Source organism: Agrobacterium sp. V1 (genome assembly GCF_030518355.1).
Taxonomy (GTDB): Bacteria; Pseudomonadota; Alphaproteobacteria; order Rhizobiales; family Rhizobiaceae; genus Agrobacterium; species Agrobacterium cucumeris.
This window is the reverse complement of sequence record NZ_JAULSF010000002.1, coordinates 570,479-596,729: the sequence shown is the minus strand read 5'-3', so window position 1 is coordinate 596,729 and position 26,251 is coordinate 570,479. Positions and strand designations below refer to the sequence as shown.

Below are 26,251 nucleotides of genomic sequence, written 5' to 3'. Positions count from 1 at the left end.
GTCATCTTCCTGTTAAACTTCATCTTCCAGACGCCATTTCAGTGTCACACCGCCCTTTTCATTCTGGTCGAGGGCGGGAATGGCCGAGAGCAGCCGGCGCGTATAGACCTCTCTCGGACTGTCGAAAATCGTGTCGCGGTCACCCTCTTCGATGATGCGGCCGTCCTGCATGACGACGACACGGTCGGCCACCTGCTCCACCACGCCGAGATCGTGGCTGATGAACAGGCAGGAAAAGCCGTAACGTTTCTGCAGATCGGAAAAGAGATCGAGCACCTGCGCCCGCACCGTCACGTCGAGTGCCGAGACCGGTTCGTCGGCGATCAGGAACCGCGGACGGCGGGCAATGGCGCGGGCAATCGCCACGCGCTGGCGCTGGCCGCCGGAAAGCTCATGCGGATAGCGGGCGGCAAAATCGGCGCCGAGCCCCACTTCCTCCAGCGTTTCCAGCGCCCGCTTGCGCTTGGCGGCCTGATCGAGGTCAGGCACGAGGCGCAATGCCTCCTCCACCAGCGCCTGAATGGTCATGCGCGGATCAAGCGAGGAATAGGGATCCTGAAACACCATCTGGCAGTTGAGGCGATAATCCTTCCAGTCCTCGTTGCGCTCGCGGCCCTGAAAGCGGATATGCCCTTCGCTCTCCTGCACAAGCCCGGCAATGGTGCGGCCAAGCGTCGTCTTGCCGGAACCGGAACCGCCGACGAGCGCCACGACCTCGCCCTCGTGAATATCGATGCTGACGCCGTGCAGCGCACGCTTCGGTTTGGCTTTCTTCAGCAGGGATTTGCGGCCGGCATAATCCACAACGATATCGCGGGCCGAAACCATTGGCGCCCTGGAGGTGTCGATACTGCGCGGCTCACCACGAAACGGCAGGGAAGAAAGAAGTTTCTTCGTATAGGGGTGCTGCGGCGCGTCCAGCAGGTCCTCGGTGCGGCCCTGTTCGACAATCGTGCCTTTTTCCATCACCACGATACGGCTGGTATAACGTGCCACCATCGGCAGATCGTGACTGATGAGGAGAACAGCGGTGCCTTCCGCACGTGTCAGTTCCACCATCAGTTCCATGACATCGCGCTGGATGACCGCGTCAAGTGCCGTCGTCGGCTCATCGGCAATCAGCAGGGCCGGTTTCAGCAGCATGACAGAGGCCAGCATGATGCGCTGGCGCATGCCGCCGGAAAACTCGTGCGGATAGGCCGTCAGCGCACCTTCGGGATCACGGATGCCGACCCGGCGCAGCATGTCGAGAATTTTCTCGCGGCGCTCTTCGGGCGACAACTTCGTGTGAAGGATCAGCCCCTCTTCCAGCTGCCGGCCAATCGTCATCGATGGGTTGAGGGAGGTCATCGGCTCCTGAAACACCACGCCGATCTCCGCGCCGCGCAAACGCCGAAGCTCCCTCACCGGCAGGGACATGACATCCTGCCCCTTGTAGATGATCGACCCGCCGGTGACGGCGATGGCCGGCGGCAGAAGCGATATGAGCGCGCGGGTGGCAAGCGTCTTGCCCGAGCCGCTTTCGCCGACGATGCCGAAGATTTCACCCGCAGCAATATCGAAGGAGACATCCTTGACCACCCGGTGGCCGGTTCTGGCGACTTCGAGCGAAAGGCCGCGAACAGTGAGAAGTGTATTGTCTGTCATTTGAGACCTCTCATGCGCGGGTCAAGCCTGTCGCGAAGGGCATCGCCCAGAAGATTGATGCCAAGCAGCGTTAGCGCGATGCAGAGACCGGGGAAAAGCCCGAGCCACACGGCCTGCTGGATGAAGGGCCGGCCGGCGGCCAGCATGTTGCCCCAGGTGGGCGCCGGCGGCGGCACGCCGAGGCCGAGGAAGGAGAGCGCGCTTTCCGACAGGATGGCCCAACCGAACATGGAGGTGGCAAGAACCGTGATCGGCGCGATGCAATTGGGCAGGATGTGGCGGAACATGGTGTAGATCTCGCCATTGCCCATCACCAGAGATGCCTCGATGAATTCCCGCTCGCGCAGAGAAAGCACGGCACCGCGCACCACGCGGGCCATGGATGGCGTATAGGCGATGCCGAGTGCGAAGATGATGCCATACTGGTTTGCGCCGAAGACCGCGAGCAGGCCGAGCGCCAGCAGAATGCCCGGAAAGGCCAAGAGCGCATTGTTGATGGCCATGATGACGCCATCCACCCAGCCCCGCGCATAACCGCTGACAAGGCCGATCAGCGTACCGAAGATCGTCGCGAAGCTGACCGTCAGGAAGCCGATCCAGACACTGGCCCGTGCGCCAACCATCAGGCGGCTCAAAACATCGCGCCCGAATTCGTCGGTGCCGAGAAGATGGCTGGCGCTTGGGCCGGCCAGACGCGAGGCAAAGCCGAGCTTCATCGGGTCATAGGGGGTCCAGAACAGACCGGTTGCGGCAGTGATGAGCAGGAGGGCGATGAGAAAGCCGCCGATAAGCCCGTTAAGTGTGAACTTTTTCATTCGGCAACCACACGCGGATCGAAGAGGGGATAAAGAAGGTCGACGAACAGGTTGACCAGCACATAGGACAGCGAAACGAACAGCAGGCAGCCCTGTATGACCGGATAGTCACGGGCAAAAATACTGTCGACCATCAGCCGTCCGAGGCCGGGAATAGTGAACACCGTCTCGATGACGGCGATGCCGCCGAGGAGATTGCCGAGGATGAGGCCTATCATCGTCCAGGTCGGGCCGAAGGCGTTCTTGAAGGCGTGCCGCCAGAGCACGGCGCTTTCCGAAAGGCCCTTGGCACGGGCATGGGTAATGTAATCCAGCCGCAGCACTTCCAGTGTCGAGGCGCGCGCCATGCGGATCAGAACACCCATTTCATGGATGACAAGCGTCATGACGGGCAGGACGAGATAAAGCATGCCGCCGACGAGATTATCGCTGATCGACACATATCCCAGCACCGGCAGCCAGCCGAGCTTGAGGCCGAAAAACAGCAGAAGCAGCAGGCCCAGCCAGAATGTCGGGATGGAGAGGAGCAGCGTTGCCGTTCCCACCAGCGCAAGATCGGTCAGGCTGTTCTGTTTCCAGGCGGCGATCACGCCGGCCGGAACCGCAATCAGGCTGGCGAGAAGCACCGCGATCACGACGATCTCGGCGCTGACGAGGAAGCGCGAGACGACCAGCGGCAACACCGCCTCGTCATTAACGATGGAGCGGCCGAAATCGCCCTGCACCACATTGCCGGCCCAGATGAAGAATTGTTGCGGCATGGACTTGTCGAGGCCGAGTTCGGACCTCATGGCTTCGATCTGTTCCGGTTGCGCCATGTCGCCCAGCATCAGGGCAGCCGGATCACCCGGAATGAAGCGGATGAGCGCAAAGACCGTGATCGACACGAATGCGATCGTCGGCAGCGCCATCAAAAGACGGCTCAGTATGAATCTTATCATCGGTTCCCCACGATTGATGGCCGGGAATGACATCCCGCCTCTATCGGTTTCGTTGCTGGTGACTATGACGGATTGAGAAATATCACGCAATATTATGCGTAAATGTCATATGTCTATGCAGAATGGCGGCGCGTTTCATCCTGATGAAGGCAATGAGATTTCCCGCCCAAAATCCCGTTTTCAGTCGATTTTTTGCGAAAGCTGGATTTCCCGCTTCAGGGCATCGCTCAGTGCCTGCGCCGCGATGGACAGGGGTGCACCGGAAGCGCGGGCAAGACCGAATTCCTGTGTGGCCTGCGGAACGAATGGTCGGGCGACAACGGGAAGGTGCCGGTAGAGGTTAGCATAAAAACTGCTGATGATCGTTACCCCCAACCCGTGCGCCACATAGGCGCAGGCGGAACTGTTGGTATGGGTCTCGATCTTCACCATCGGCTTGACGCCGGCCTTCTTGAACACCTGATCGAGCGCCATACGGTTCGGCCGCTGCCGGCCGATCAGGATGAGCGGAACATTGCGCAGATCCTTGACGGTGATTTCGGTGAGTTCAGCCAGCGGATGATCCTGCCGGACCACGCAGACGCTCTTGCCGGTTGCAACACGTTCGACATCGATGCCCGGCCCGATCTCGCCTTCCATCCGCAGGAAACCGAGATCGATCACCCGTTCGCCCACCAGCTTGTTGATGGCGGTGGTCGTCTCGAAGAAGGTTTCGATACGCACGCCGGGAAAATCCCGGACATAATCGATCAGCATGGCGGGCGCGAAATTTTCCCACATGCTGCTTGGCAGGCCGATGCGAACAATTTCCGGGCCGGCAGCACCATTGCGCAGATCTTCGGCGTGGCCGGACATGCGATCGACGGCGAGCAGCACGTTTTCGGCATCACGGGCAAGAAGTGCAGCCTCCGGCGTCGGAATGAGCCGCCCTTTGTCACGGGCAAACAGTGTCAGCGACAGATCCGATTCGAGCTGCGCCAGAAGCCGGCTGACACCGGACTGGCTGAGACCCATGGCCTTGGCCGTGGCAATGGTCGAGCCGGTGGAAAGAAGCGTGCGCAGGACTTCGAGCTGCTTGATGTTCATGAGGCCAGCACCATGGATGAAAAACGCGCCTGTATCGGTTCAAACCTTTTGCCGCCGATAGCGCTTCCTGTCACCGGTTTTTTATCCTACCCGCGACAGCGACCTACAATTTCACCTCATAGACCATGTCATGGGTGGCCACGCGTGCCTCTCCCGATGGCGTCACCCAGCCGCGAAACATGCCGGATGTATTATAGGGTGCGGATATGCCGCCTTCGGCATCGATCGCCACTAGCCCGGCACCGATATTGTAGGGAGCCAGATCCTTGTGCACGAGATTGCCGGCGGCGGTCTCCAGATCTTGCTCAAGATAGGCAACGCGGGACGCGATCTCGTGGCCGACGACATAACGGATGAAAAACTCGCCCTTGCCGGTGCCCGAGACCGCACAGGCGCCATCCCGCGCATAGGTGCCGGCGCCGATTACCGGGCTGTCTCCCACGCGGCCGTCCGGCTTGTTGGTGTAACCGCCGGTCGAGGTGGCCGCAGCAAGATGCCCCGCCGCATCGAGCGCCACTGCGCCGACAGTCCCGTGCTTTTCGTTTTCAGTTGCTTCCGTGCCTGTGGCGGCGTGGCGCTTCATCGCCGACAGTGCCTCCACGCGCTTTTGCGTGGTGAAGTAGGATTGAGGCTCGGTGGCTAGCCCCTTTTCCCTGGCAAAGCGGTCGGCCGCCTCACCCGTCAGATAGACGGCACGTTCATCCACCATCAGCGCACGCGCCGCCTTCACAGGGTTGCGGATAGCGCGGGACGCGCTGATCGCGCCCGCCGCCAGTGTGGCACCATCCATGATCGACGCATCGAGTTCGTGAATGCCGTTTTCGTTGAGTGCAGCACCATGCCCGGCATTAAAATGCGGGCTGTCCTCCATGACGACGACCGCCGCCTCGACCGCCTCAAGCGCGGTTCCGCCAGCCTTCAGCACGCCATAACCGGCACGCAGCGCCGCTGCCAGATCGTCGCGCGCAGCAGCCCACTCCTCAGACGTCATGCTGTCTTCCGGCATCACGCCGCAACCACCATGAATGGCCAGTGCGATCTTCGTCATGTGCTCACTCCTTCGTCACCCCACTCCGGCAGGGCCTCTTACCATCAATGAAAGGCGATATCGCCGATGACCCGTACGCGCACCCTGCGAGCACCGCCCGGCAGATAGGCGATCGGGATATCCTCGACCTCAAGCGTCTTGAGGCTTGCCCTCTCCGCGCGAGACGCAACGGCTGCGTTCTGCGCCTTGGTCTCGGCTTTTGCAAGCAACTGTTCCGCAAGCTGGATTGCAAACGCCGCGCGGAGGCGATCCGCGCGGCGAAAGCACTGGACTGGCTGTAAGGCTCAGCGGTTGTTCTTCTTGCGCCATTCGGCAAAAGCCGTCTGGTGTTCTTCCTTGGTGCAGGGGTAAAGCCCGATGATCGTCTGGCCGGCCTTGACCTGCTCCACCACGAAATCCTCATAAGCCGTCATTTCCACCGCCTCGGTGGCGATCTCGTCGGCAATGCCAGCGGGAATGACGATGACGCAGTCCGCATCGCCAACGATGATATCGCCGGGAAAGACAGGCGCGTCGCCGCAGCCGATGGGTCCATTTATTTCGATGGCTTCGTGTTTGGTGAGGTTGGTCGGGCTGGAAGGCCGGGTGTGATAGGCCGGAATATCCAGTTCGGCGATGGTGGCGGCGTCGCGGAAACCCCCATCGCTGACGATGCCGGCACCGCCGCGCACCATAAGGCGCGTTACCAGAATATCGCCGGCCGAGGCGGCGCTCGCATCCTTGCGGCTGTCGATCACCATCACATGGCCCGGCGGGCAGGTTTCGATGGCAACCCGCTGCGGATGGGCGGGATTGCGAAATTCGACCAGCTGGTTGCGGTCTTCGCGTGCGGGCATGTAACGCAGCGTAAATGCCGGCCCGACCATGTTGGTGCCCTTGTAGCCGAGCGGATGTACGCCCTGTATGACCTGGTTTCGCAGGCCACGCTTGTAAAGCGCTGTCGCCAGCGTGGCGACGGAAATGGTCTTCAGCTTGTCGCGGGTCTCTTGGTTCATCCCGGTCTCTCCTGTCATTCTATATCATTGGCGAGGGCTCTGCCCTGCTCATGGCTTCAATAAATATCGGGCTCACCAGCGGTGCGGCCGAAATCGGTCTGCAGGAAGTCGAAATCGCACCCCTGATCGGCCTGGCTCACATGTTTGGAAAAAATATAACCGTAGCCGCGCTCATAACGCGGCGGCGGCGCCTGCCAGGCGGCCCGGCGGCTGGCGAGCTCCTCATCGCTGACCAACATGTCAAGGCGGCGCTGCGGCAGGTCGAGCCGTACGATATCACCTGACTTCAGCAAGGCGAGCGGCCCGCCGATGAAACTCTCCGGCGCGACATGCAGCACGCAGGCGCCATAAGAGGTGCCGGACATGCGGGCATCGGAGATGCGCAACATGTCGCGATGGCCTTTCTTGATCAGCGCCTTGGGGATCGGCAGCATGCCCCACTCTGGAAAACCGGGGCCGCCGAGTGGACCGGCATTGCGCAGCACCAGCACATGATCCGGCGTCACATCGAGATTTTCATCGTCGATTGCCGCCTTCATCTCGGGATAGCTGTCAAAAACCAGCGCCGGGCCTTCATGGATGTGAAATTTCGGATCGCAGGCGGCGGGTTTGATGACCGCACCATCAGGACAGAGATTGCCGCGCAAAACAGCGAGTGAGCCTTCCGCATAGACCGGATTGTCGAGCGAACGGATCACATCGTCATTATAAACCTTCGCGCCCTCGAGATTTTCACCCATGCTGCGGCCGGTCACCGTGAGAGCCGAGCAGTCAAGCCGGCTTTCAAGCTGCTTCATCAGGGCGCGCAAACCGCCCGCATAATAAAAATCCTCCATCAGATAGTCTTTGCCCGAGGGGCGGACATTGGCGATGAGCGGCGTGACACGGCCAAGCTCGTCCAGCTCATCGAGCGTCATCGGCACACCGGCGCGGCGCGCCATGGCGATGAGGTGAACGACTGCATTAGTGGAGCAGCCGGTTGCCATGGCAACGATGGCGGCATTGCGGAATGCAGCCGCCGTCAGAATGCGATCCGGGGTCAGATCTTCACCCACCATTTCCACGATGCGGCGGCCGCAGCCTGCCGACATGCGCTGGTGTTCGGCATCGACAGCCGGAATGGAGGATGCACCCGGCAGCGTCAGGCCCAGCGCATCGGTAATCGCCGTCATGGTCGATGCCGTGCCCATGGTCATGCAGACACCGGCGGAACGGGCGATGCCGCCCTGCAGCCCACGCCATTCCTCGTCACTGACATTGCCAGCCCGGCGTTCGTCCCAATATTTCCAGGCGTCGGAGCCGGAACCCAGCACCTTGCCGGCATAATTGCCGCGCAGCATCGGCCCGGCCGGCAGATAGATCATCGGTACGCCGGCCGAAATCGCGCCCATGACAAGGCCGGGCGTCGTCTTGTCGCAACCGCCCATCAGCACCACGCCGTCAAGCGGATGCGAGCGGATCATCTCTTCCGTCTCCATCGCCAGCATGTTGCGATAGAGCATCGAGGTCGGCTTGGTGAAACTCTCATCGACCGAAAGCGACGGCATTTCCACCGGGAAGCCGCCCGCCTGCAAGACACCGCGCTTCACATCCTTCACGCGTTCGGGAAAATGCGAATGGCAGGTGTTCAATTCGGACCAGGTGTTGAGGATGCCGATGACGGGTTTGCCGACAAAATCCTCCTCCGCATAACCGAGCTGCATCATGCGTGAGCGGTGGCCGAAACTGCGCAGGTCATCGGGTGCGAACCAGCGGTCGGATCTCAATTTTCTGTCGGTCATGTCAGACTTTCCGCGAAACGGGCGTCTCAGGCGCCCAACCTTTATAGAGATCGTCACCCTCGCTCAGCGGCAACCGCACGGGCTGCCCCTGCCGTACCGACTTATAGGTGGCGGTGACGAGTTCGATGGAGCGCAACCCGTCGGCAACGGTCACTTCATTGCCACCCCTGCCCTCGATCGCATCGGCGATGGCTTCGAGGAAACCGGCAAAACCATCCAGCCCCGTACCGACCCGCGCCAGAACCGCATCGATCTCCTGCTGCGTCGTCGGCGCGCGGGCGGTGAAGTGCCACGTGTCCTCGGCCGGCGCATAGGGTTTGGTGCCGCTTTCAGCAGTCAGCCCCTCGAAACAGAAACGCAGCCGCGACGTGTCATTGCCAGCGCCAAGCGTCACGGAGCTCGTCACCAGCGCACCGCTTTTCATGCGCAGGCTGATGGCTGCACAATCTTCCGTTTCAATGGTGTTCACCCGCGTATCGGCGAAGGCAAACACCTCCTCGACCGGGCCGAGCACATGGCAGATAAGATCATGGGCATGGATGGCATGCCCGAGCGTCGCGCCGCCACATTCGCCCTTCCAGGTGCCGCGCCATGGAATTGAATAATAGTCGGCACCCCGGTTCCAGTGCACTTCGGAACTGGCAACAAAGGCTTTGCCGGCAAGGCCGGCATCGATCAGCGCGCGCAGCTGCCGCATGGCATGGCCGAATCGGTACTGGAACACAGGAAACACCTGACGGCCGGTGTTTTTCACCGAAACAAGCAGGGCATGCGCCTCCTCCAGCGAGCGAACGAGCGGCTTTTCGCAGATCACATCCTTGCCGGCGGCATGGGCCTGCAGGGCAACCGGAAAATGCAGGTGCGGCGGCAGGCAGATATCGATCAGCGAGATGCTGTCATCCGCCAGCACCTCCTCAAGGCTTGCCGTCACCTTTATCGAGGGGTCATCCTCGGCGAGCTTGCGCGCCCGCTCCAGGTCGAGATCGCAGATGGCCTTTACCGTAAAGCGGCCTGGAAGCGCGCGATAGCCTTTGAGATGCAACGCGCCGATGCCCGCGCCGATGATTGCAACGCCGATCATGCCGTTCTCCCTTCGGCTTTTGCCTGCGCCTTCAGCGCCAGTTCACACACCCTGAAAGCGTGAGCCTGAGGCATGGCGGTTTCGGTGCGGTTGCGGATATCGGCGGACAGGCGGTCGAAATAGGGCAGGCCGGCATCCGAGGCATCTATGTATTCGCAGCGATCGCCATTGACGAGAATAAGCCTGTCGGTGCCCGGCTTGTTGCCGAGATCGACATATTTCCGCAGCTCGATATAGCCTTCCGTTCCCAGAATGGTCAGGCGGCCATCGCCCCAGGTGGGCAGCGAATCCGGCGTATACCAGTCGACACGAATATAGCCATGGCCGCGATCACCGCGTAGCAGCACCTCGCCGAAATCCTGCAAGCCCGGATCGCCGGGATTGGCATAATTCGCAACTGTCGCAGAAACGACTTCCACATCCGTCGAGCCGGTGAAAAACATGAACTGGTCGATCTGGTGGCTGGCAATATCGGTAAGGATACCGCCATAGGATTCCAGATCGAAAAACCAGTCGGCGCGCAGCGCCCGGTTGAGACGGTGCGGCCCCGTGCCAATGGTCTGCACCACCCGGCCGATGGCGCCCGCCGCCACCAGTTCCGTGGCCTTCGTCACACTCGGCACTTCGAAACGCTCCGAAAAATTCACCGACCAGATGCGTTTCGTGCGGGCCACGGTGGCGCGCAGCTGCTCCAGCTGGGCAAGCGTGGTGCATCCCGGCTTGTCCGACATCACATCCTTGCCCGCTTCCATGGCACGAACGGCAAGGTCGGCGCGCTTCTTCGGAACATCGGCAATCAGGACGAGATCGATGGTCGGATCGGCAAGAATCTCTTCAACGCTCCCCACACGCGGAACATCGGGGAAGCGTTTCAGGAAACCCTCGACAATTTCGGGTTCGCCCTCCGTCCACCAGCCGGCAAATTCCGCGCCGGCATTCAGCATGTTCTGTGACATGCCGAAAATATGCCGGTGCTCGATACCGAGAGCCGCAAACTTGATCGGTTTAGTCATTGCGCAGTTCCACTTCCTTGCCGCCTTCGGCAGATTTGACGATTGCATCGATCAGTCGGTGAGAAAGGAGCGCGGCCTCACCGGTCACCACCGGCTCCCGCTCCAAAACAAGGGCATCGACAAAATCCTCGATAATACCCTGATGCCATTCATGGGTGAACGCCATGGGATCGGCGCCGCCACCCGTGCCGGATGCCGCCCCGCCAAAGACCTCGCTGCGCCCATCCCGCCAGTCGACTTGCAACACGCCGGAGGCAAGCCGCAGACTGGCCTTGTCGAAATGCAGGGTAATGGTTTCGGCACTTCCGGGAAAACTGGCCGTGCTTGCCATCAGCGAACCAACAGCGCCACTTTCGAAACGCAGCCCGGCCGAGACGAAATCCTCCGTCTCCATCCGATGAAACCGCGTCGTCGCCGCCATGGCCTGCACGCGTGCCACCGGCCCGGCAAGGCTGAGCGCCAGATCGATCGTATGGATCGCCTGCGATATCAAGACACCGCCGCCATCCCGCTCCCGCGTTCCGCGGCCCGGCTCGTCGTAATAGGCCTGCGCGCGCCACCACGGCACGGAGATTTCGCAGACGCCCAATGCACCGAGGGCGCCGCCCGCAACAAGTTCCTTCGCCTTGAGCGGAGCCGCGCGCATGCGGTGCTGGAAAACAATGCCGAGCGAGATGCCAGCGCTTCGGCAGAAGGCAACCAATGCGGATGCTTCCGCCGTGTTACGGGCAACCGGCTTTTCAAGCAGGACATGTTTTCCGGCGCGGGCGAGCGGCTCCACCACGCCTGCGCGGGCATTTGGCGGCGTCACCACGATGGCGAAATCCACTCCGGGATCAGCCGCCACATCGTCAACGGAGTGATAGACTATGACCTCATGGCCCATCAGCGCGGAAGCTTCCTGCGCCAGACGGGCGGCCCGGCCGGAGCCGCCATCCACGATGCCTTTAAGATTGACTTTGTCAGGAGATGCAGCGGCGGCAAGTAAATGCGTTCTGGCGACCATTCCGGCACCCACAATGACACAAGTTTTGCCTGTTCGCATGATCGCGAGCCTCCCAACCCACGTTTGGTCGTTAAAGTGCATACCGGTATGCCGGTTGTCAATAAATTTGCATTCCGGTAAACAGGTTCATGAAAAATTGCCGGACGCAGGGGGGAAAATGCGAAAAGGCCTGACAACGGAATATCCGACTCCGGAAATGGAGCCGCTGGATCTGAACCGCCCGGCGGTGGACCAGATTTATGCCGCGCTGAAAGCGGCAATCCTTGACCGGCAGCTTGCGCCGGGTCAGGCCGTCTCGGAAAACGACATCGGCCAGCTTTTCAATTCCAGCCGCACGCCGGTTCGTGAAGCATTGAGCCGCCTGCGTGACGACGGCCTGATCGTCACCCTGCCGAGCCGGGGCACCTATGTCTCCAAGCTCTCTGAACTGCAGATCAGAAGTGCGCAGTTCATTCGCGAGGCGCTGGAAGTGGCGGCCATACGCAGGCTTTGCCAGATGGACCTGTCGGGGCGGGCCATGCGCGACATCGAACAGGCTCTGGCTGCGCAGCGCCAGGCGATGACCGACGGTGACCGAAAGGCGTTCCGCCTGCATGACGACCAGTTTCACAGCGCGCTGGCGGCCGCCACCGGCCTCGATCGTCTGGAAACCTTGCTGATGCGGGAAAAAGCCGCTCTCGACCGGTTACGGGTGCTTGCCATCACCGACGAGGCGCATATGGCCCGCCTGCTTTCCGAACACGAGGCCGTTTATGACGCGGTCAAGGCGAAGGACGAGGACCGTGCGGTGGAATGGCTGCGCCAGCATCTGCGCCGCGTCCTTGGCATCCTGTCGCAAATCTACGAGGCTCATCGCGAATATTTCGAATAGGCCACCAAGATACGTCGAATATCAGCCCCAGTGAAATGAGAGTGCCATGGCAAAAATGATGCTGAATATGGAACGAGCGCAACTCGTCTGCGATGTGATCGGCACTCTTGCGGAATCACCCGTATGGGACGAACGGCGGCAGACGCTTTTCTGGTGCGATATCATGGAAAAGAAGCTCCATTCCATCGTGCCCTCGAGCGGCAAACACTGGACACGCGCACTTCCAGATACGGTATCCTGTCTCGGGCTTTGTGAAAGCGGCAAGCTGATTGTTGCCTGCGGCATGCAGATTCTGCTGGTGGACCCGGAAAACGACACGATAGAGACGCTTGCCACCATTCCCGCACCCGACGACCTGCCCTGCCGGCTGAATGACGGGCGTGTTGGTCCCGATGGGGCCTTCTGGGTTGGCACGATGGACGCCGGTGCCTTCAGCGATATTCGGCCGATGGGGCAATTATGGCGGGTCACGGCGACGGACATTCGCTGTACCGAAACGGGGCTGACCTGTCCCAACGGCCTTGCGTTTTCCGCCGATGGCACGGTGATGTGGCACAGCGATTCCGTGCAGCGCTGGATCCGCCGACGGCATTTCGACCGGCGGACCGGTCTCTTCGACGAAGGCCGGATCATCGCCAGGCCGACAAAGGAAGACGGGCGCCCGGACGGCGGTTGCGTGGATGGCGACGGCCGCTATTGGAGCGCCGGCGTTTCCGCTGGCGTGCTGAACATTCACGGCAATGACGGCACGCTGCTGGAAAAAATCCCGATGCCGGTGCCGCACCCCACAATGTCCTGTTTCGGCGGCCCGGATTTCCGGACACTTTTCGTCACCTCACACCGCAACAACATGGACGAAGAGACCCGCACACGCTTTCCGCGCTCGGGCGGCGTATGGGCCATTCCGGCCAATGTTGAGGGTTTTCCGGCCTTCCGCTTTGCGGATGGAGCTTGAGCCGGCTGCTGCCTTTCCGAAAACCTAATCCTCCCGGAAGGCGCGGCTGATCTGGTCCGTCAGCGGTTTGGCGATATAGGAGAGCGCCGTGCGCTCGCTGGTCTGGATGAAAGCCTCTGCCGGCATGCCCGGCACCAGCGGCGCGTTGTTCAGCTTTTCCCGCTCTGTGACCGGCACGGAAATCCGCGCCAGATAATAGGAGAGACCGGTGCGCTGATCGGTTGTGATATCCGCCGCAATGCGGCTGATATGGCCTTCCAGTTCCGGCGTGACGCGCTGGTTGAAGGCGGTCATGCGCAGCATGGCCTTTTGCCCCACCTGCAACTGGTCGATATCTTTCGGCACGATCTGCACCTCGAGCGCCAGCTCGTCTCCGTCGGGGACAATAAGCATGATCGGGTCAGCCGGCGTTACCACCCCGCCGACGGTGTGCACGGCCATTTCATGCACCATGCCGGATTGCGGCGCGATGATATCGATGCGTTTCAATTCATCTTCGGCGGCGACCTTGCGCTCGACAAATTCGCCCATCTGGGCCTGTATCTCACGCAGCTCCCGCCCGACTTCGGTGCGCAATTCCTGATCGATCTGCAGAATTTGCAGCTTCGTTTCAGTAATCCGGCCGGCTGTCTGCGCCTGATAGGCAATTTTTTCGCCACGCTCGCCGCCAAATGTCGCGGCCTGCGTCTGCAGGCTGTTCAGCCGCTGCACGGACACGACGCCCTGTTCCCGCAAGGATTTCTGCGAGGTGATTTCAGCCTGTAAAACCGCAAGGCCGTTATCATAGGCGACTTCCTGCGCCTTCAGGCCTTCGATTTCATGCTCGAATTGGGTAATTCGTTCGGAAAGCTGCGCTTTTCGACCCTCACGATAGGACTTGCGGAACTCGAACAGCTTGGTTTCACTACGCATGGAAGAAGCGACATCGGGATCGTCCCTGCGTGCCACCAAAGCCTGCGGGAAGACCAGTTCAGGCATATCGTCCCGCTCGGCTTCCAGCCTCGCCATACGCGCATTCAGCTCATCCAGCCGTTTGGTGACGATGGCGAGATTGGCGCGGGTCTGCGTCGCATCGAGACGCATGACGACATCTCCGGCCTTCACCCTGTCGCCTTCATTCACCAGAATTTCGCCGACGACGCCACCGCTCGGGTGCTGCACTTTCTTGCTGTAGGAATCCACCACCAGATGACCGGAGGCGACGACGGCACCGGCAAGATTGGTCGTCGCAGCCCAGCCGCCGACACCGGCCAGCAACGCAACACCTGCGGCAAGACCGGCGAGCAGATGTGTGCGAATGGAACGCGACACATGGGTGCGCTGATCAGTGTTTGACATCCGCATCTCCTTCCTGGCTGTTCTCTTCCCGGGCATCGTCCAGCGCCACTGGCTGGGCCTGAGCATTGGCCACGACACGCAACGGCGAGATCGTCTGGGCGGATGCGGCATATCCCTTGGGAGCCTGCCCTTTTTGAGCCTGCCCCTGGGGAACACGCAGTACCTTCGAGAGCACCTCGTCGCGCGGGCCGAAAGCCTTCATCCGCCCCTCTTCCATCATCAGAATGAAATCAACGACGCCGATGGCGCTCGGTCGGTGGGCGACGACGACGGCAATACCGTTGCGCGCCTTGACCGACGCAATCGCCTTGACCACGGCGGCTTCGCCTTCCGCATCGAGATTGGCGTTCGGCTCGTCCAGCACCACGATGAAGGGATCGCCGTAAAGTGCGCGGGCAAGACCGATACGCTGGCGCTGCCCGGCAGAAAGCGCGGAGCCCGCCTCACCGATATCGCTGTCATAGCCCTTTTCGAAACGCAGGATCAGTTCATGCGCTCCGGCAGCTTTTGCCGCAGCGATAATCGCCTCGGGATCGGGATTGTCCTCGAAACGGGAGATATTTTCGCCGATCGTGCCGTCGAACAGCTCCACGCCCTGCGGCAGATAGCCGATATGGCGACCAAGAGCCTCGCGATCCCATTGATCAAAGCTCGCGCCATCCAGCCGCACCTTGCCGGCCGCCGGCATCCAGGCTCCGGTGAGAATACGCGACAGGGTGGATTTGCCGGAGCCGGAGGGGCCGATTACCCCAAGCGCATTTCCGGCAGTGATGACAAAGCCAAGGCCGGTGACAGTCGGCTTTCTCTCGCCCGGCGGAACAATGGTGGCGTTCTCTACCCGCAGTTCCTTTTCAGGTTTCGGCAGCGCCATGGCCGTGGCATTGGCCGGCATCTGCGCGAATAGCTCCCTCAGCCGCGCCCAGCTATGCCGAGCGGCCACGAAGGACTTCCAGTTGGAAATGGCAAGATCGACGGGCGCCAATGCCCGACCCATCATGATCGAGCTGGCAATCATCACGCCGCCCGACGCCTCCTGGTTGATGACAAGCCACGCGCCGACCGCAAGAATGGCCGATTGCAGCACGACCCGCAGCGATTTCGCGATATTGCCAAGACCGCCGGCCACATCGCCCGCCTTGCGGTTGGCGGCGAGATAGGCCTCGTTGGAGTTTTGCCAGCGTTTGCCGAGCCGGCCGGAAAGCCCCATGGCCTGCACAACCTCAGCATTGCGGCGCGAGGCCTCCAGCTGGCGATTGCGGGCCATGTTTTCGACCATCGTGTCGCGGATCGGCTTCTGGGAAAAGATGTTGGTCAGGATCGTCAACGATATGAGCAGAATGGCGCCGGCAAGGGCCGTCACGCCGATCCAGAAATGAAACAGAAAACATATGCCGAGATAAAGCGGCATCCACGGCAGATCGAAAAAGGCGGTCGGCCCGGTGCCGGAGAGGAAGCCGCGCACATTGTCGAGATCGCGCAGCGGCTGTAACCCGTCGCCCGGCATGCGGTTGACGAGCGGCAGGCGCACGACGGCATCATGCACCCTGCCTGAATGGCGCATGTCGAAATCTTCGCCGATACGGATCAGAACACGGGCGCGGATGATATCAAGCAGGCACTGAAAACCGTAAAGGCCAAGCGCCAGAAGGGCGAGCCCGACCAGTGTCGGCAGGCTGCCGCTGGCCAGCACCCGGTCATAGACCTGCAGCATGAAGAGCGGCGAGGTGAGCGCCAGTATGTTGACCACGCCGCTGACGAGCGCGATACCGAGAAACGTACTTTTAAGGGGCGAAACAACCGCCGCAGTGAGGGACTGCGGCGGTGTCTGCTGGTGGTTTTGAAAGCCCACAGCCTGTTTTTCCTTTACGCGGCAAGCGCCGATGCGCTGGCGAAAATGAAGTCCGATGCGTCGAGTACGCTTGCATCGACACCGACGAGTGTGATCGAAACGGAGGCGTTGGAGTCGGATTCCACCACCGCATTGCCGTTGAGGTTGTACCAGAACAGGTCTGCGACCGAGGTCGAACCCCAACCGGATACGTCAAGCTTATCAGTACCATCCTGATAACCATAGGTGCCGGTTGGTCCAGCGGTTACGATATCGTTACCCCCGGAGAAGACGAATGTATCAGCGCCGGCAAAACCGGTCAGCGTGTTCGAAGATGCAGTATCTTCGACTACAGTGCCGGTAGCTGCGAAGTAGTCATAAAAACCGGCAAGCGAGCCAAAACGGGCAAGCTGGTAAACGGCGAGATCGAGCAGATCGCGCGCGCCGGCAAGCGAGTAAGCGCTGTCGGGATCGATCAGCAGTTCCTGCTGGCTGACGGCAATGCCGCTGGTGGACTGGCTGTAGCCGGTGCCGAGAACGATGCTGTCGACCGAACCCGTCAGGTTGCCCTGGGAGTACTGCAGAGCGCCGCTCATGACGATGCCCTTGCCGCCGTTGCTGCCATCACCCCACGCCTCATAGGTCGTGTTCGGGTTGATGGTGGTCGTGGCGAGAGAGCTGGTCTGAGCGTCATAGAACGCACCATAGGTTGAACCGAAACCGCTCGTCCAACCGTTGAGGTAGCCGATCAGGTCGGAGGAAGACTGCGTCAGTTGAATTGTGGTAGCCATAGGTGTACTCCTTTGCTGGCCAATAGCGATACCTTCGTTCTGTGACGAAGGCGTTTCATCTCCGGGACGGGCTGCAACCCAGCCCGGAGAATCTCTTCCGCGCCTCAGAACTTCACGTTCATCGTCGCGATAAAGGTACGGCCAGGCGCGGTGTAGGCGCTTGTTGCCGGAATATATTTGCGGTCCGTCAGGTTGTTGACGGCGAAACGAAGTGTCGCCTTGTCATTGAAAGCGTAGGACCCATAGAGGTCGACCGTCGTGTAGGGATCGGTCACCTCACGCAGATTGCCCTCCGTATCGAGCGAGCGCGATTGTGTCGGTGTGACGTGGTTCAACCGTGCGCCGAGAGCGAATTTCTCTTCAAAGAAACGCATACCGCCATCGAGCGTGAGCTTAACCTTTGGAGCCACATCGCCGGGCCAGGCGACGATCTCGCCGCTCGTTGTTGTGGTACCGTTGGAAAAAACCTGCGTTTTGTCCGGCCAATCGGTCTTCAGCAATGTTGCCGAACCACCAAGCCAGAAGCTTCGCGCATCATAATTGCCCTCAAATTCAAGCCCGCGCATATAGGTCGTGCCGTCAAGATTGACGAAGCTGGTATAGGTGCGGTCGGGAACCTGATCGGTGACGAGATAACCGAGCGCGATGTAATCTTTCACCTCGCGGCGAAAGGCAGCCATTTTGATGCGCACGGAATCGTGGTCCAGCAACACGCCGTCGAAGCTCATATTCGCGCCGATTTCATAGGTCGTGGCTTTTTCGGCCCGGAGGGACTGGTTCGGGGCATACTCGTAACCAACGGAATCTCCGGGGCGAGCACCGGCAAAAAAAGCCTCCAGAGTTGTCGGCGGACGCAAGCTTTGAGAATAGCTCACATAGGGGCGAAGCCAGTCGAATGGCTTGAATTCTACTGTGGCCGAGGGAAGCCACGCACTGTACGTACGATCGATATCCACCTCATAGGCAGGGTTTTCGACAACGGGATCATATCGTGTGGCCGAAGGCCCGGTTCCTGGCATACAGTTCGATGAAACAGTGCTCCAGACTCGGCTGAGAAATCTTGCCTCAGTGATATTAGTGCCGGGATTTTGCGGGAGAAAAACAGCGTAATAATATTGCGACGCAGTGTAATTGTTGCCGATAGGATCGCATGCAACTGTAATCGTTCGCAGGTACGAAATCTCATCGTAATATGTCGATTTGCCTTTCAGGCGCGACCAGTCATATCGCACGCCGCCACTTACCGTTACCCAATCCGCAGGTTCAAGTTCACCGTTTAAAAACAGGCTCGCGACATCGCGCCGCCCGGGCGGACTAAAAGCGGTGTAGCTGCTGGCGAAGGCGGGGTTGTTCGCAATGGCGGAACTCGTGGCAACCGATGAGGAAATGTCCCTGAAAGCTTCCGCCCCGTAACTCAAGCTGAGGGCACCCGCTTTGGTGTCGAAGCGACTCGTATTCTCCACGCTGCCGCCGAAACTGCGCAGGCCCATATCAAGGTTCGTTTCAACCGCATATCCGGGACGCGCCGACCGGAGCTCATGCGTCATATTATCGTTCAGCCATAGCGACGACTTGAAGTCGATGAGTTCGCTTTCCGGATCCCAGTCCAGCTTGGCCACGATGCTGTCGTTGCGTACGCTTTCCCGGTCAACCTGCTCGGCCGCGCCCTGCACGAAATCATTCTGCTGATGCATCCACGACAATGAAGTCTGCACGTCCCCAAAATCGCCTTCTCCCTTGAAGAAGGTCGACCAGCCGTCCCGGCCGAGCAGGTCTTTCATTGTCAGTGCGGTGCTTCGGGCCTCACCTTTCGTTCCGATCTTGTATTCGTCCATGATCGTGCGGCTGTAACCTGCGACGAAAGAAAGAGGGCCATCCGGCTCTCGAACGGCAGCCAGAACCGAGCCCTGAAAGTCGTAACCGTTGGTGCCGCGGGAAATATTGACCTCACCACCCTTGTTGGCGCCTTCGGGGATCAGATCGGCGGCGCGGATGGTGCGGAACTCAACCTTGCCACCCAGAGAACCGGCATTACCGGAGGTGGCGTTGGTCATTTTCTCGACTTCGACCGCACGGATAAAGGCTGTGTCCACATAGGCCTGGCCATTATTGGCGGAATAAATCGAGGCGCCGCCAGTGCTGAAACCACGCTGCGCATTCTGCCGCGCTCCATCGATGGAGACGACCACACGGCCGCTCTCCTGCAAACCGCGCACATTGGGCGAAACTGTCGGGAAGCTGCCGTTGCCTTCACCGGCATAAACACCGGACACGCGGTTGAAAACATCGCGCGTATTGCGCACGCCGGCGGATTGGATCGCCTCGCGGCTGACGATACTGATGCTGGCAGGAGTTTCATAAACCCAGTCCGGCGTCCCCTGATAACCGGTGCCGGCAATGGAATTGCGCCCGGTTTTACCGGTGACGGTGATTGCTTCCAGAACGGTCGTGCCTTCAGCCCCGGAAAGATCGGCCGCCGCCTGCCCCGTGCCGATGACAACAGCTCTGCCATTTCCGGCGATGCGGAAATTGACGCCGGTGCCGGCCAGCAGCCGTGACAGTGCCTCCCGCACCGTGAAACTGCCGGTGACGGCATTGGTGCGCACATTGCCGGCAGATGGCGTGGCAAGCGTGACCTGAAGGCCGGATTGCCGCCCGAAAGCGCCGACGACCGACGATAGTGACTGGGCGGGAATATTGAATGGCCGCGTTGCGCCCTGCTCACCACCGGCGCGCTGCCCATTTGCGGTATTCGTTGCGGTCTGCGCAAAAGCCGGCATCGAAATTGACACCGCGACCACTGTCGTGGCCAGCAGGGCGGCCCTGCGCGCCCGCTGCCCCGCTTTTTTCTGTGAACCGGTCGTACGTATCTGGAGGCGCATGCTGGCTTTGTCTTCCTGTCTTTCACTCCGGACATATGTTGACCGGATTACTCAACAAAAAGACGATTGCCTCGGCAATTTTTTTCAGGCTTTCGGAAGAAATTTTATAAATTACTGAAAATAAATACGTTTTTGTTTCAGAAGGTTTCAGAAGCGGGTAATGATGCGGGCGCTATCGCCAATCGCGTGAACTTTACCCTTATAGGGCTCCACCAAAGCTTCCAGCGCGCGGTCAGGGTCGCGTAGATCGTAAAAACCCGTCACCCGCTGCCCGGCAAGCGTCTTGTCGGCCATTGTCAGCCACGCCGGATGGTAACGCTGGATCTGTTCCACCACAGAACCGATCGTCGCGTCCACAACGTAGAGCTCGCCGTTGCGCCAGCCGCCAATATCCTCGACGGAAATATTTTCTTTCCGGATCGCACCTGAAGCGTCGACGATCAGCATCTCGCCCGGCACAAGCCGGGTTGGCGGTGCATTGCGGAAGGAGGCCTCCACGGAACCATGGGCAAGCGCGACTTGCGTTACACCATCCGTGAGGTCAACGTCGAAAGCCGTGCCCAGCACCTGAACGGTGACGTTTTGCGCCTCCACGGTGAAGGGGCGTGTGGTATCCGGTACGACATCGAAGAAGGCTTCGCCCTTCAGCACTTTCACAGTGCGGCGGCCATTGCTGAAATCCGTGGAAAGCGCGCTCGCCGCCGCAAGCTGTACCCTGCTGCCATCATCGAGGGTTATCGTGCGGCTTTCAGCGGTGGTAGTCTGATAATCGGCCTTGATACGGACGAGAGATGCCGGGACGAACAGCACGGCAAGACAGAGAGCCGCCGCCGCCATCGCCGCACCGGCATAATGCCGCCCGGACCAACGTCGCCGCGACATCGGTTTCATAGCCTTTTCCGGCAAATGCGGCGCGTCTTCCCAGAGGTTCTTGAATTCCGGCTCTACCAGACCAAGGTTGCGCCACGTCCTGCAGGTCCGCTCCCAGGCAAGACGGTTTGCCGCAGACGCTGCCAGCCATCGGTCGAATTCTACCTTCAGCCGCGGTTCCACTGCGCCTGCCTGGAGGCGGAGCAGCCACTCGGCCGCTTCTTCCGCCTTCCCGTTCGGTAATTCTATTTTGTTATCTGGATCAATGGTCATTGAACCCGGCCAGTTCCTTTGGGCAGGCGGAGGTGCCGCCTCGTCTTCCGCGTTGTTATAAAGACGTTTGAGAGAGCGATTTTTTTCACGGGATGTGACAAGCAGGGCAATTTTACTTCATTTCTTTGGTAATCGCGGCAATGCTGCCCTTGATCAGACGGTGAGCGCTGGCCACGGACACCCCGAGGTGACGCGCGATCTCTTCCATATTGTAACCACCGAATCTGTGCATTTCCAATGCCACACGTGCCTGAACCGGCAGGGAGGCCAAAATCGTCTGCATCTGCCGAACTTCATCGCAGAACAGCGCATGCTCCTCCGGCGTACCATGATCCTGCGGCATCCCCCAGAACGGCGTGTCATCCGGCCGCTCCCGCAGGTCCTGCCGGCTGCGCCGGCGATTATCAAGGGCAAGGTTGCGAACGATCCGGAAGAGATAGGATTTGAGGTTGGAGGGATTGCCGGAGGCTTCCGGAACGAATTTCAGGAATGCCTCCTGAACAACGTCTTCCGCATCCGCCCGGGACCCCAGAATGAGGGTGGCGTATTTGATCAGGTCGACCCTATGCGCGACGTAAGCGTTATAACGCTTGTCATCTTCCCGTATGCCCATGTCTCAACCGAGAGAAATTTCAAGGATCAACGAAACTGCAAGCCGCCGATTGGCAGCGCAGATTTCCGGTAAAGACCTCTAGCACCCAAACCGTCAGCCGAACAGATATTTCATGACAATTATCATCAAGAATCACAGTTTTTGTCGCAATGTTGATCGGAGTGCTTTGAATTCCAACCCGATTGCATCCACGCCTGACCTGGTCAGAATGAGATCGAGGCGGTCAGCCAGAAGTTTCGGGATAAGGCGGATCGATTTGCCTTTCACGAGTTGGGTCAGGGTTTCCGGTGAAGGCTCGCGAAAATCCTGAAGCCATTGAGGACGAGGCCCGCCGCCGCACTGTCTATGGCACGAAGCCGCAGAACGTGAGTGGGCAGCGCGTTGCAAGATCGGACGACGCACCGCCATTTCGTTTAGTTATTCTAAACAAAAACGCACGGCCGACGGGATTGTTTCTGCCTATGCCCGCGCAAATAATCAGTTTTGTCAGAGGGATAAATCGAGGTCCGGCGTGGGACGATAGATTGGTCGTGGCCAATCAGCAAACACAGTCTTAACGGGCTCGCGCCTCCCGCCAAAACCTCGGGCCTTCTGAAGATTGAATCCAGCCGTTGTCGATCGGTCTCGTGGGCAGTCCCCAGGGTGACGCCTGCGGATCGCCGACACGGCAATCATGAGGACAAGCACATTATGGCGAATACCCTAGATACGCGCTTTCGGCCGTTCAAGGTAAAGATGAAAAAGCAAGAGAGCACCACGATCTCGTCTTTTTACCTCGCACCCGTCAACCCCGAGGATTGGCGTCCTTTCGAAGCGGGCCAGTTTCTCACGATCCAGATACCCAATCCCGAAGGTGGTGAACCGCTTATCCGGAACTACACCGTGTCGTCGGGACCGGGTGACGTCGGGATTTATCGCATCACCGTCAAACGGGAGGCGGCCCTGACGCCGGATATGGCCGATGGTATCGCGTCGTGCTGGCTGCATGACACGGTCGAAGAAGGCATGGTGGTGCATATCGACAGGCCACGCGGCGCCTTCAAGCTCGACAGGGCCAGTCGGCGTCCGGTCATTCTGCTATCCGGTGGCGTCGGGCTGACGCCGACCGTTTCGATGTTGAAGGTACTGGTTGCGGAAAGCGACCGGCCCGTCTGGTTCGTGCATGCCTGCGACGGGGCCGCCACCCACGCGCTACGCGATGAAATACGGGCGCTCGCCGAACAGCGCGACAATGTTCATGTGCACACCTGTTATCGCTTTGCGACCGATGAAGACGCGAAGGCGGGGCTGTTCCATTCCACCGGCTTCATCACACGTCAGACCTTGCAGTCTTTTCTGCCGCTGGACGACTATGAGGTCTATATGTGCGGCCCGCCGCCTTTCATGCAGGCGATGTACGATCTGCTTCTTTCCCTCGGGTTGGAAAAAAGCAGGATCGCCTATGAGTTTTTCGGGCCTGCATCGTTGCTTTCGCCATCGCCGCCGAAGACGGATGCAAATCCCAGCCCAAATAGCGCTGCCGCTCCGCAAGCAGCCAAAAGCACTGGCATCGAGATCGTCCTTGGAAAGTCAAATGCCAGGTTCGAGTGGGATGCAGCCTCGGAATCCATCCTGAGTTTTCTGGAAAATCAGGGTGTCGAACCTGCATTTTCATGCAGGGCTGGCGTTTGTGGAAGCTGCGTTCAGGGCCTCGTTTCCGGCGACGTGGAATATGTGGAAGAGCCGCTGGATGACGTGCCGGCCGGCCAGGTTCTCCTCTGTTGTACCAAACCCGTCAATTCGGTCGTGCTCGACCTCTGAAAGCCAGTTTCCAGCATCCATCCAAAATCAGCGAGACAAGCCATGGTCGAACCACTCAGACTCAATCCGTACGTTGCGGAACTCCCGCCCTATAATGCCGGGATGAACATTGCGGTGGCGCGCAGCAAGACGGGTTTGACCGATATTGCAGCGCTTGCCAGCAACGAGAACCCCTATGGCTGTTCGCCAAAGGTGGCCGCGGCGCTGGCCGACCTTGATCCATCCCGTTATGCGGACCCCGCCTGTGTGATCCTGCGGGACGCGCTGAGTAAAAAGCTTGGTGTTGACGGCGACCGAATTGTCATCGGAAACGGCTCCGAAGAGATGATCGCCGCGGTTTGCCGCGCGGTTCTGCGTCCGTTTGCCACCGTGGTGGCAATGACGCCGGGCTTCGGTCTCCATGAAATCGAGCCCCGAGCAAACGGCGCGCAAATCGTCAGGATACCGATGACGAAAGATCTGCGGTTCGATCTTGAGGCGATGACGATTGCCCTGCGAGACAAACCGTCAATATTCTTCATCTCTTCGCCTTCAAACCCGGTCGGGCCGGCGCTGGAGCGGGATCAGCTCTCACGCCTCATCGCGGCTGTTCCGAAGAAGACATTGCTTGTTTTTGATGAGGCGTATTTCGAATTCTGTGACGAGAATATGCCCGACGGGCTCGAGCTCCTGGCGAAGAGCGCGATTTCCTATGTCGTGCTGCGAACATTTTCCAAGGCCTACGGGCTGGCTGGATTGCGCGTGGGCTACGCCGTCGCCTCCGATGCACGGCTGGCGCAGGCCATGTCATCGGCAAAGACACCGTTCAACGTCAATGCCGCCGCACAATTGGCGGCGGTTGCCGCCCTTGAAGACGAGGGCTGGATGCGCGGTTCGGTGGCGAAGGTTATTGGGGAACGCAGACGCATGGCTGAAGCAATGACATCGCTTGGCCTGTTCGTTCCGCAATCCCGGACCAATTTTCTGTTCATCGACATTGGGTGTGACAGCACGATCGCTTTCGATCATTTTCTGTCGCATGGCGTTATCGTCAAGCCCTGGAAAGAACCGGGATTTACAAGCTTTATCCGTGTGACCGTTGGACTGCCTGCACAAAACGATCGTTTTCTCGACGCATTGCGCTTGCTGAAAGAAAAGCTGCTTGAGGCGGACGTCCCGTCATGATCGAGCAAAATGCCCATGCGACAGGGGATTTGCCCGTGGCCTTCCTCAGGGATATAGAAGCGGTCATCGGCCTTTCCCACCTGAAACAGGGGGATGCCATCGCCAATCTCGATTATGGCATAACCCCCGCAAATTTCGGCGCGGACGCCGTGGCTTTCCCCTCATCGACACAGGAGGTCGCCTCCATCATCAGAAGCGCCGCTGCGCATGGCGTTCCCGTTGTGCCGCAGGGCGGTCGAACCGGGCTTGTCGGCGGCGGTGTTTCCAGTCCCGGTCAGATCGTCGTCTCCACCACCCGGCTCAATCGGATCGTTGAGATTTATCCCGATGAGCGGGTTGCTGTCGTTGAAGCGGGCGTGACGCTACAAGCATTGCAGGCGGCCGCGTCGGAATATCAGCTGGAGCCGGGCATCGACCTGCCGTCGCGTGGTTCCGCCACGATCGGCGGCATGGTTTCGACGAATGCCGGCGGGATTTCGGCTTTTCGTTATGGGGTGATGCGCCATCGCGTCCTCGGTCTGGAGGCCGTCCTGCCGGATGGCTCGATTTATTCCGACCTGACACGGGTGGTGAAAAACGCTGCCGGCTACGATCTCAAGCATCTCTTCATCGGGGCTGAGGGAACGCTTGGCATCGTCACCAGGGCGGCGATCAAGCTGGAACCCGTTCCCGCAGCGACGGCCACGGCGCTTTTCGGGCTCCCCTCGGTGGAAGCGGCTCTTCAGGCCACCAAACTCGGATTAAGCGTCGAGTACGGCCATATGCGTGCGGCAGAAGCCATCTGGAACTCGTTTTTTTCCCTGACATCGGGCGAGCATCTCTGGTCAGCGACCGACTACTCCCCCGACTATCCCGTCAATCTCATCATGTCACTTGGCGGAGGTGATGAGGAACAGCTGCAGACGCAGCTTGGCCGGATATATGAGGAATTGTATGAGGCCTATCCCGAGATGTCTGCCGTCGTTGCAACATCGCAGGCGCAGGAAGCGGAGTTGTGGCGTCTCAGGGAAGATACGGACCTCATCTATCGCAGATATCCGGCCGCGCCGTCTTTTGACGTCTCCGTCCCACTGTCGCGCATCGAAGCGTATGTGACCCGTTGCATACCGGAACTCCGGTCAATCGATCCAACCTTCGATCCCTACCTTTTCGGGCATATTGCCGACGGCAATCTTCATATCGTCCTGAACGCGGCAGGTGCGGATCTGACGCCTGAAAAGGCCGCCGCCGTCGAAGCTGTTCTCTACCGTGACCTGACGCAATCGGGCGGTTCGTTCTCGGCAGAACACGGCATCGGCTCCAAACGCGTTCATGCGCTGCGTGCGACAGCCGACCCCGTAAAATTTGCCCTGATGACCCGGATCAAGGCCGCCATGGACGCAGGACACACCCTGAACCCCGGCAAGGTCACCGGCTGACATGGCAACGCCGCGCTTTCTGGAAGCGCGGCGCC

Annotated in this window: 21 protein-coding genes and 2 pseudogenes; 5 read left to right on the top strand and 18 right to left on the bottom strand. The window is 59.9% G+C overall.

Annotated elements, in window-relative coordinates:
- Nucleotides 1-12 precede the first annotated feature (12 nt).
- The 11 genes and pseudogenes from QSV77_RS16895 to QSV77_RS16845 form a co-directional block, all read right to left on the bottom strand.
- On the bottom strand, nucleotides 13-1,647 hold the full coding sequence (locus QSV77_RS16895; RefSeq protein WP_302734373.1) for an ABC transporter ATP-binding protein: 1,635 nt from the start codon (nucleotides 1,645-1,647) through the stop codon (nucleotides 13-15).
- Nucleotides 1,644-2,462 carry an ABC transporter permease gene (locus tag QSV77_RS16890; protein ID WP_003524591.1) on the bottom strand — a complete coding sequence of 273 codons (819 nt, stop codon included), beginning with the start codon at nucleotides 2,460-2,462 and terminating at the stop codon, nucleotides 1,644-1,646. The genes QSV77_RS16895 and QSV77_RS16890 overlap by 4 nt, the downstream gene beginning before the upstream one ends.
- Entirely contained in the window at nucleotides 2,459-3,403 is a 945-nt protein-coding gene (locus QSV77_RS16885) for an ABC transporter permease (protein WP_302734372.1), read from the bottom strand. The genes QSV77_RS16890 and QSV77_RS16885 overlap by 4 nt, the downstream gene beginning before the upstream one ends.
- 180 nt (nucleotides 3,404-3,583) lie before the next feature.
- Complete coding sequence (locus tag QSV77_RS16880; protein ID WP_135397249.1) at nucleotides 3,584-4,489, bottom strand: LysR family transcriptional regulator; 906 nt, start codon at nucleotides 4,487-4,489, stop codon at nucleotides 3,584-3,586.
- Nucleotides 4,490-4,592: 103 nt separating this feature from the next.
- A complete protein-coding gene (locus tag QSV77_RS16875; RefSeq protein ID WP_302734371.1) occupies nucleotides 4,593-5,537 on the bottom strand; it encodes an isoaspartyl peptidase/L-asparaginase family protein in 945 nt (314 codons plus the stop codon).
- 44 nt (nucleotides 5,538-5,581) lie between these two features.
- Nucleotides 5,582-5,752: pseudogene (locus QSV77_RS16870) on the bottom strand (hydantoinase/oxoprolinase family protein); the annotation flags it as partial.
- A gap of 69 nt (nucleotides 5,753-5,821) precedes the next feature.
- Nucleotides 5,822-6,532 (bottom strand): ribonuclease activity regulator RraA, encoded by a 711-nt coding sequence (locus QSV77_RS16865; RefSeq protein ID WP_142842640.1) that lies wholly within the window; start codon nucleotides 6,530-6,532, stop codon nucleotides 5,822-5,824.
- Between the two features lie 56 nt (nucleotides 6,533-6,588).
- A complete protein-coding gene (gene araD / locus QSV77_RS16860) occupies nucleotides 6,589-8,313 on the bottom strand; it encodes an L-arabinonate dehydratase (RefSeq protein WP_302734370.1) in 1,725 nt (574 codons plus the stop codon).
- Nucleotide 8,314: 1 nt separating this feature from the next.
- On the bottom strand, nucleotides 8,315-9,394 hold the full coding sequence (locus tag QSV77_RS16855) for a Gfo/Idh/MocA family protein (RefSeq protein WP_302734369.1): 1,080 nt from the start codon (nucleotides 9,392-9,394) through the stop codon (nucleotides 8,315-8,317).
- Entirely contained in the window at nucleotides 9,391-10,407 is a 1,017-nt protein-coding gene (locus QSV77_RS16850; protein ID WP_302734368.1) for a Gfo/Idh/MocA family protein, read from the bottom strand. Before QSV77_RS16850 ends, QSV77_RS16855 begins: the two co-directional genes overlap by 4 nt.
- On the bottom strand, nucleotides 10,400-11,452 hold the full coding sequence (locus QSV77_RS16845) for a Gfo/Idh/MocA family protein (protein ID WP_302734367.1): 1,053 nt from the start codon (nucleotides 11,450-11,452) through the stop codon (nucleotides 10,400-10,402). Before QSV77_RS16845 ends, QSV77_RS16850 begins: the two co-directional genes overlap by 8 nt.
- A 118-nt stretch (nucleotides 11,453-11,570) precedes the next feature.
- On the opposite strand from QSV77_RS16845, the gene QSV77_RS16840 reads away from it, so the two are divergent.
- Nucleotides 11,571-12,284: a GntR family transcriptional regulator gene (locus QSV77_RS16840; RefSeq protein WP_142842635.1), complete on the top strand. Its 714-nt coding sequence runs from the start codon at nucleotides 11,571-11,573 to the stop codon at nucleotides 12,282-12,284.
- A gap of 46 nt (nucleotides 12,285-12,330) precedes the next feature.
- On the top strand, nucleotides 12,331-13,239 hold the full coding sequence (locus tag QSV77_RS16835; protein WP_302734366.1) for an SMP-30/gluconolactonase/LRE family protein: 909 nt from the start codon (nucleotides 12,331-12,333) through the stop codon (nucleotides 13,237-13,239).
- A 24-nt stretch (nucleotides 13,240-13,263) separates the two neighbouring features.
- Here QSV77_RS16835 and QSV77_RS16830 read toward each other — a convergent pair whose 3' ends face one another.
- The 7 genes and pseudogenes from QSV77_RS16830 to QSV77_RS16800 all read right to left on the bottom strand — a co-directional run.
- Nucleotides 13,264-14,577 carry an HlyD family type I secretion periplasmic adaptor subunit gene (locus QSV77_RS16830; protein WP_302734365.1) on the bottom strand — a complete coding sequence of 438 codons (1,314 nt, stop codon included), beginning with the start codon at nucleotides 14,575-14,577 and terminating at the stop codon, nucleotides 13,264-13,266.
- Entirely contained in the window at nucleotides 14,564-16,426 is a 1,863-nt protein-coding gene (locus QSV77_RS16825; RefSeq protein ID WP_302734364.1) for a type I secretion system permease/ATPase, read from the bottom strand. The genes QSV77_RS16830 and QSV77_RS16825 overlap by 14 nt, the downstream gene beginning before the upstream one ends.
- 14 nt (nucleotides 16,427-16,440) lie before the next feature.
- The gene (locus QSV77_RS16820) at nucleotides 16,441-17,196 is read right to left on the bottom strand and encodes a hypothetical protein (RefSeq protein ID WP_302734362.1); all 756 of its coding nucleotides are present in this window, start codon (nucleotides 17,194-17,196) and stop codon (nucleotides 16,441-16,443) included.
- Nucleotides 17,197-17,300: 104 nt separating this feature from the next.
- A complete protein-coding gene (locus tag QSV77_RS16815; RefSeq protein WP_302734361.1) occupies nucleotides 17,301-20,078 on the bottom strand; it encodes a TonB-dependent receptor in 2,778 nt (925 codons plus the stop codon).
- 147 nt (nucleotides 20,079-20,225) lie between these two features.
- Nucleotides 20,226-21,221, bottom strand: coding sequence for a FecR family protein (locus tag QSV77_RS16810; protein WP_302734360.1), 996 nt, complete (start codon nucleotides 21,219-21,221; stop codon nucleotides 20,226-20,228).
- A gap of 112 nt (nucleotides 21,222-21,333) precedes the next feature.
- A complete protein-coding gene (locus tag QSV77_RS16805) occupies nucleotides 21,334-21,834 on the bottom strand; it encodes an RNA polymerase sigma factor (RefSeq protein WP_271361507.1) in 501 nt (166 codons plus the stop codon).
- 210 nt (nucleotides 21,835-22,044) lie between these two features.
- Nucleotides 22,045-22,199, bottom strand: a pseudogene (locus QSV77_RS16800) (LysR family transcriptional regulator); the annotation flags it as partial.
- Between the two features lie 325 nt (nucleotides 22,200-22,524).
- On the opposite strand from QSV77_RS16800, the gene QSV77_RS16795 reads away from it, so the two are divergent.
- The 3 genes from QSV77_RS16795 to QSV77_RS16785 are packed head-to-tail and all read left to right on the top strand — an operon-like array spanning nucleotide 22,525 to nucleotide 26,216.
- On the top strand, nucleotides 22,525-23,634 hold the full coding sequence (locus tag QSV77_RS16795; protein WP_302734359.1) for a 2Fe-2S iron-sulfur cluster-binding protein: 1,110 nt from the start codon (nucleotides 22,525-22,527) through the stop codon (nucleotides 23,632-23,634).
- A gap of 42 nt (nucleotides 23,635-23,676) precedes the next feature.
- Entirely contained in the window at nucleotides 23,677-24,798 is a 1,122-nt protein-coding gene (hisC, locus tag QSV77_RS16790; protein WP_302734358.1) for a histidinol-phosphate transaminase, read from the top strand.
- Nucleotides 24,795-26,216: an FAD-binding oxidoreductase gene (locus QSV77_RS16785; protein WP_302734357.1), complete on the top strand. Its 1,422-nt coding sequence runs from the start codon at nucleotides 24,795-24,797 to the stop codon at nucleotides 26,214-26,216. The genes hisC and QSV77_RS16785 overlap by 4 nt, the downstream gene beginning before the upstream one ends.
- The last annotated feature ends 35 nt before the right edge of the window (nucleotides 26,217-26,251 follow it).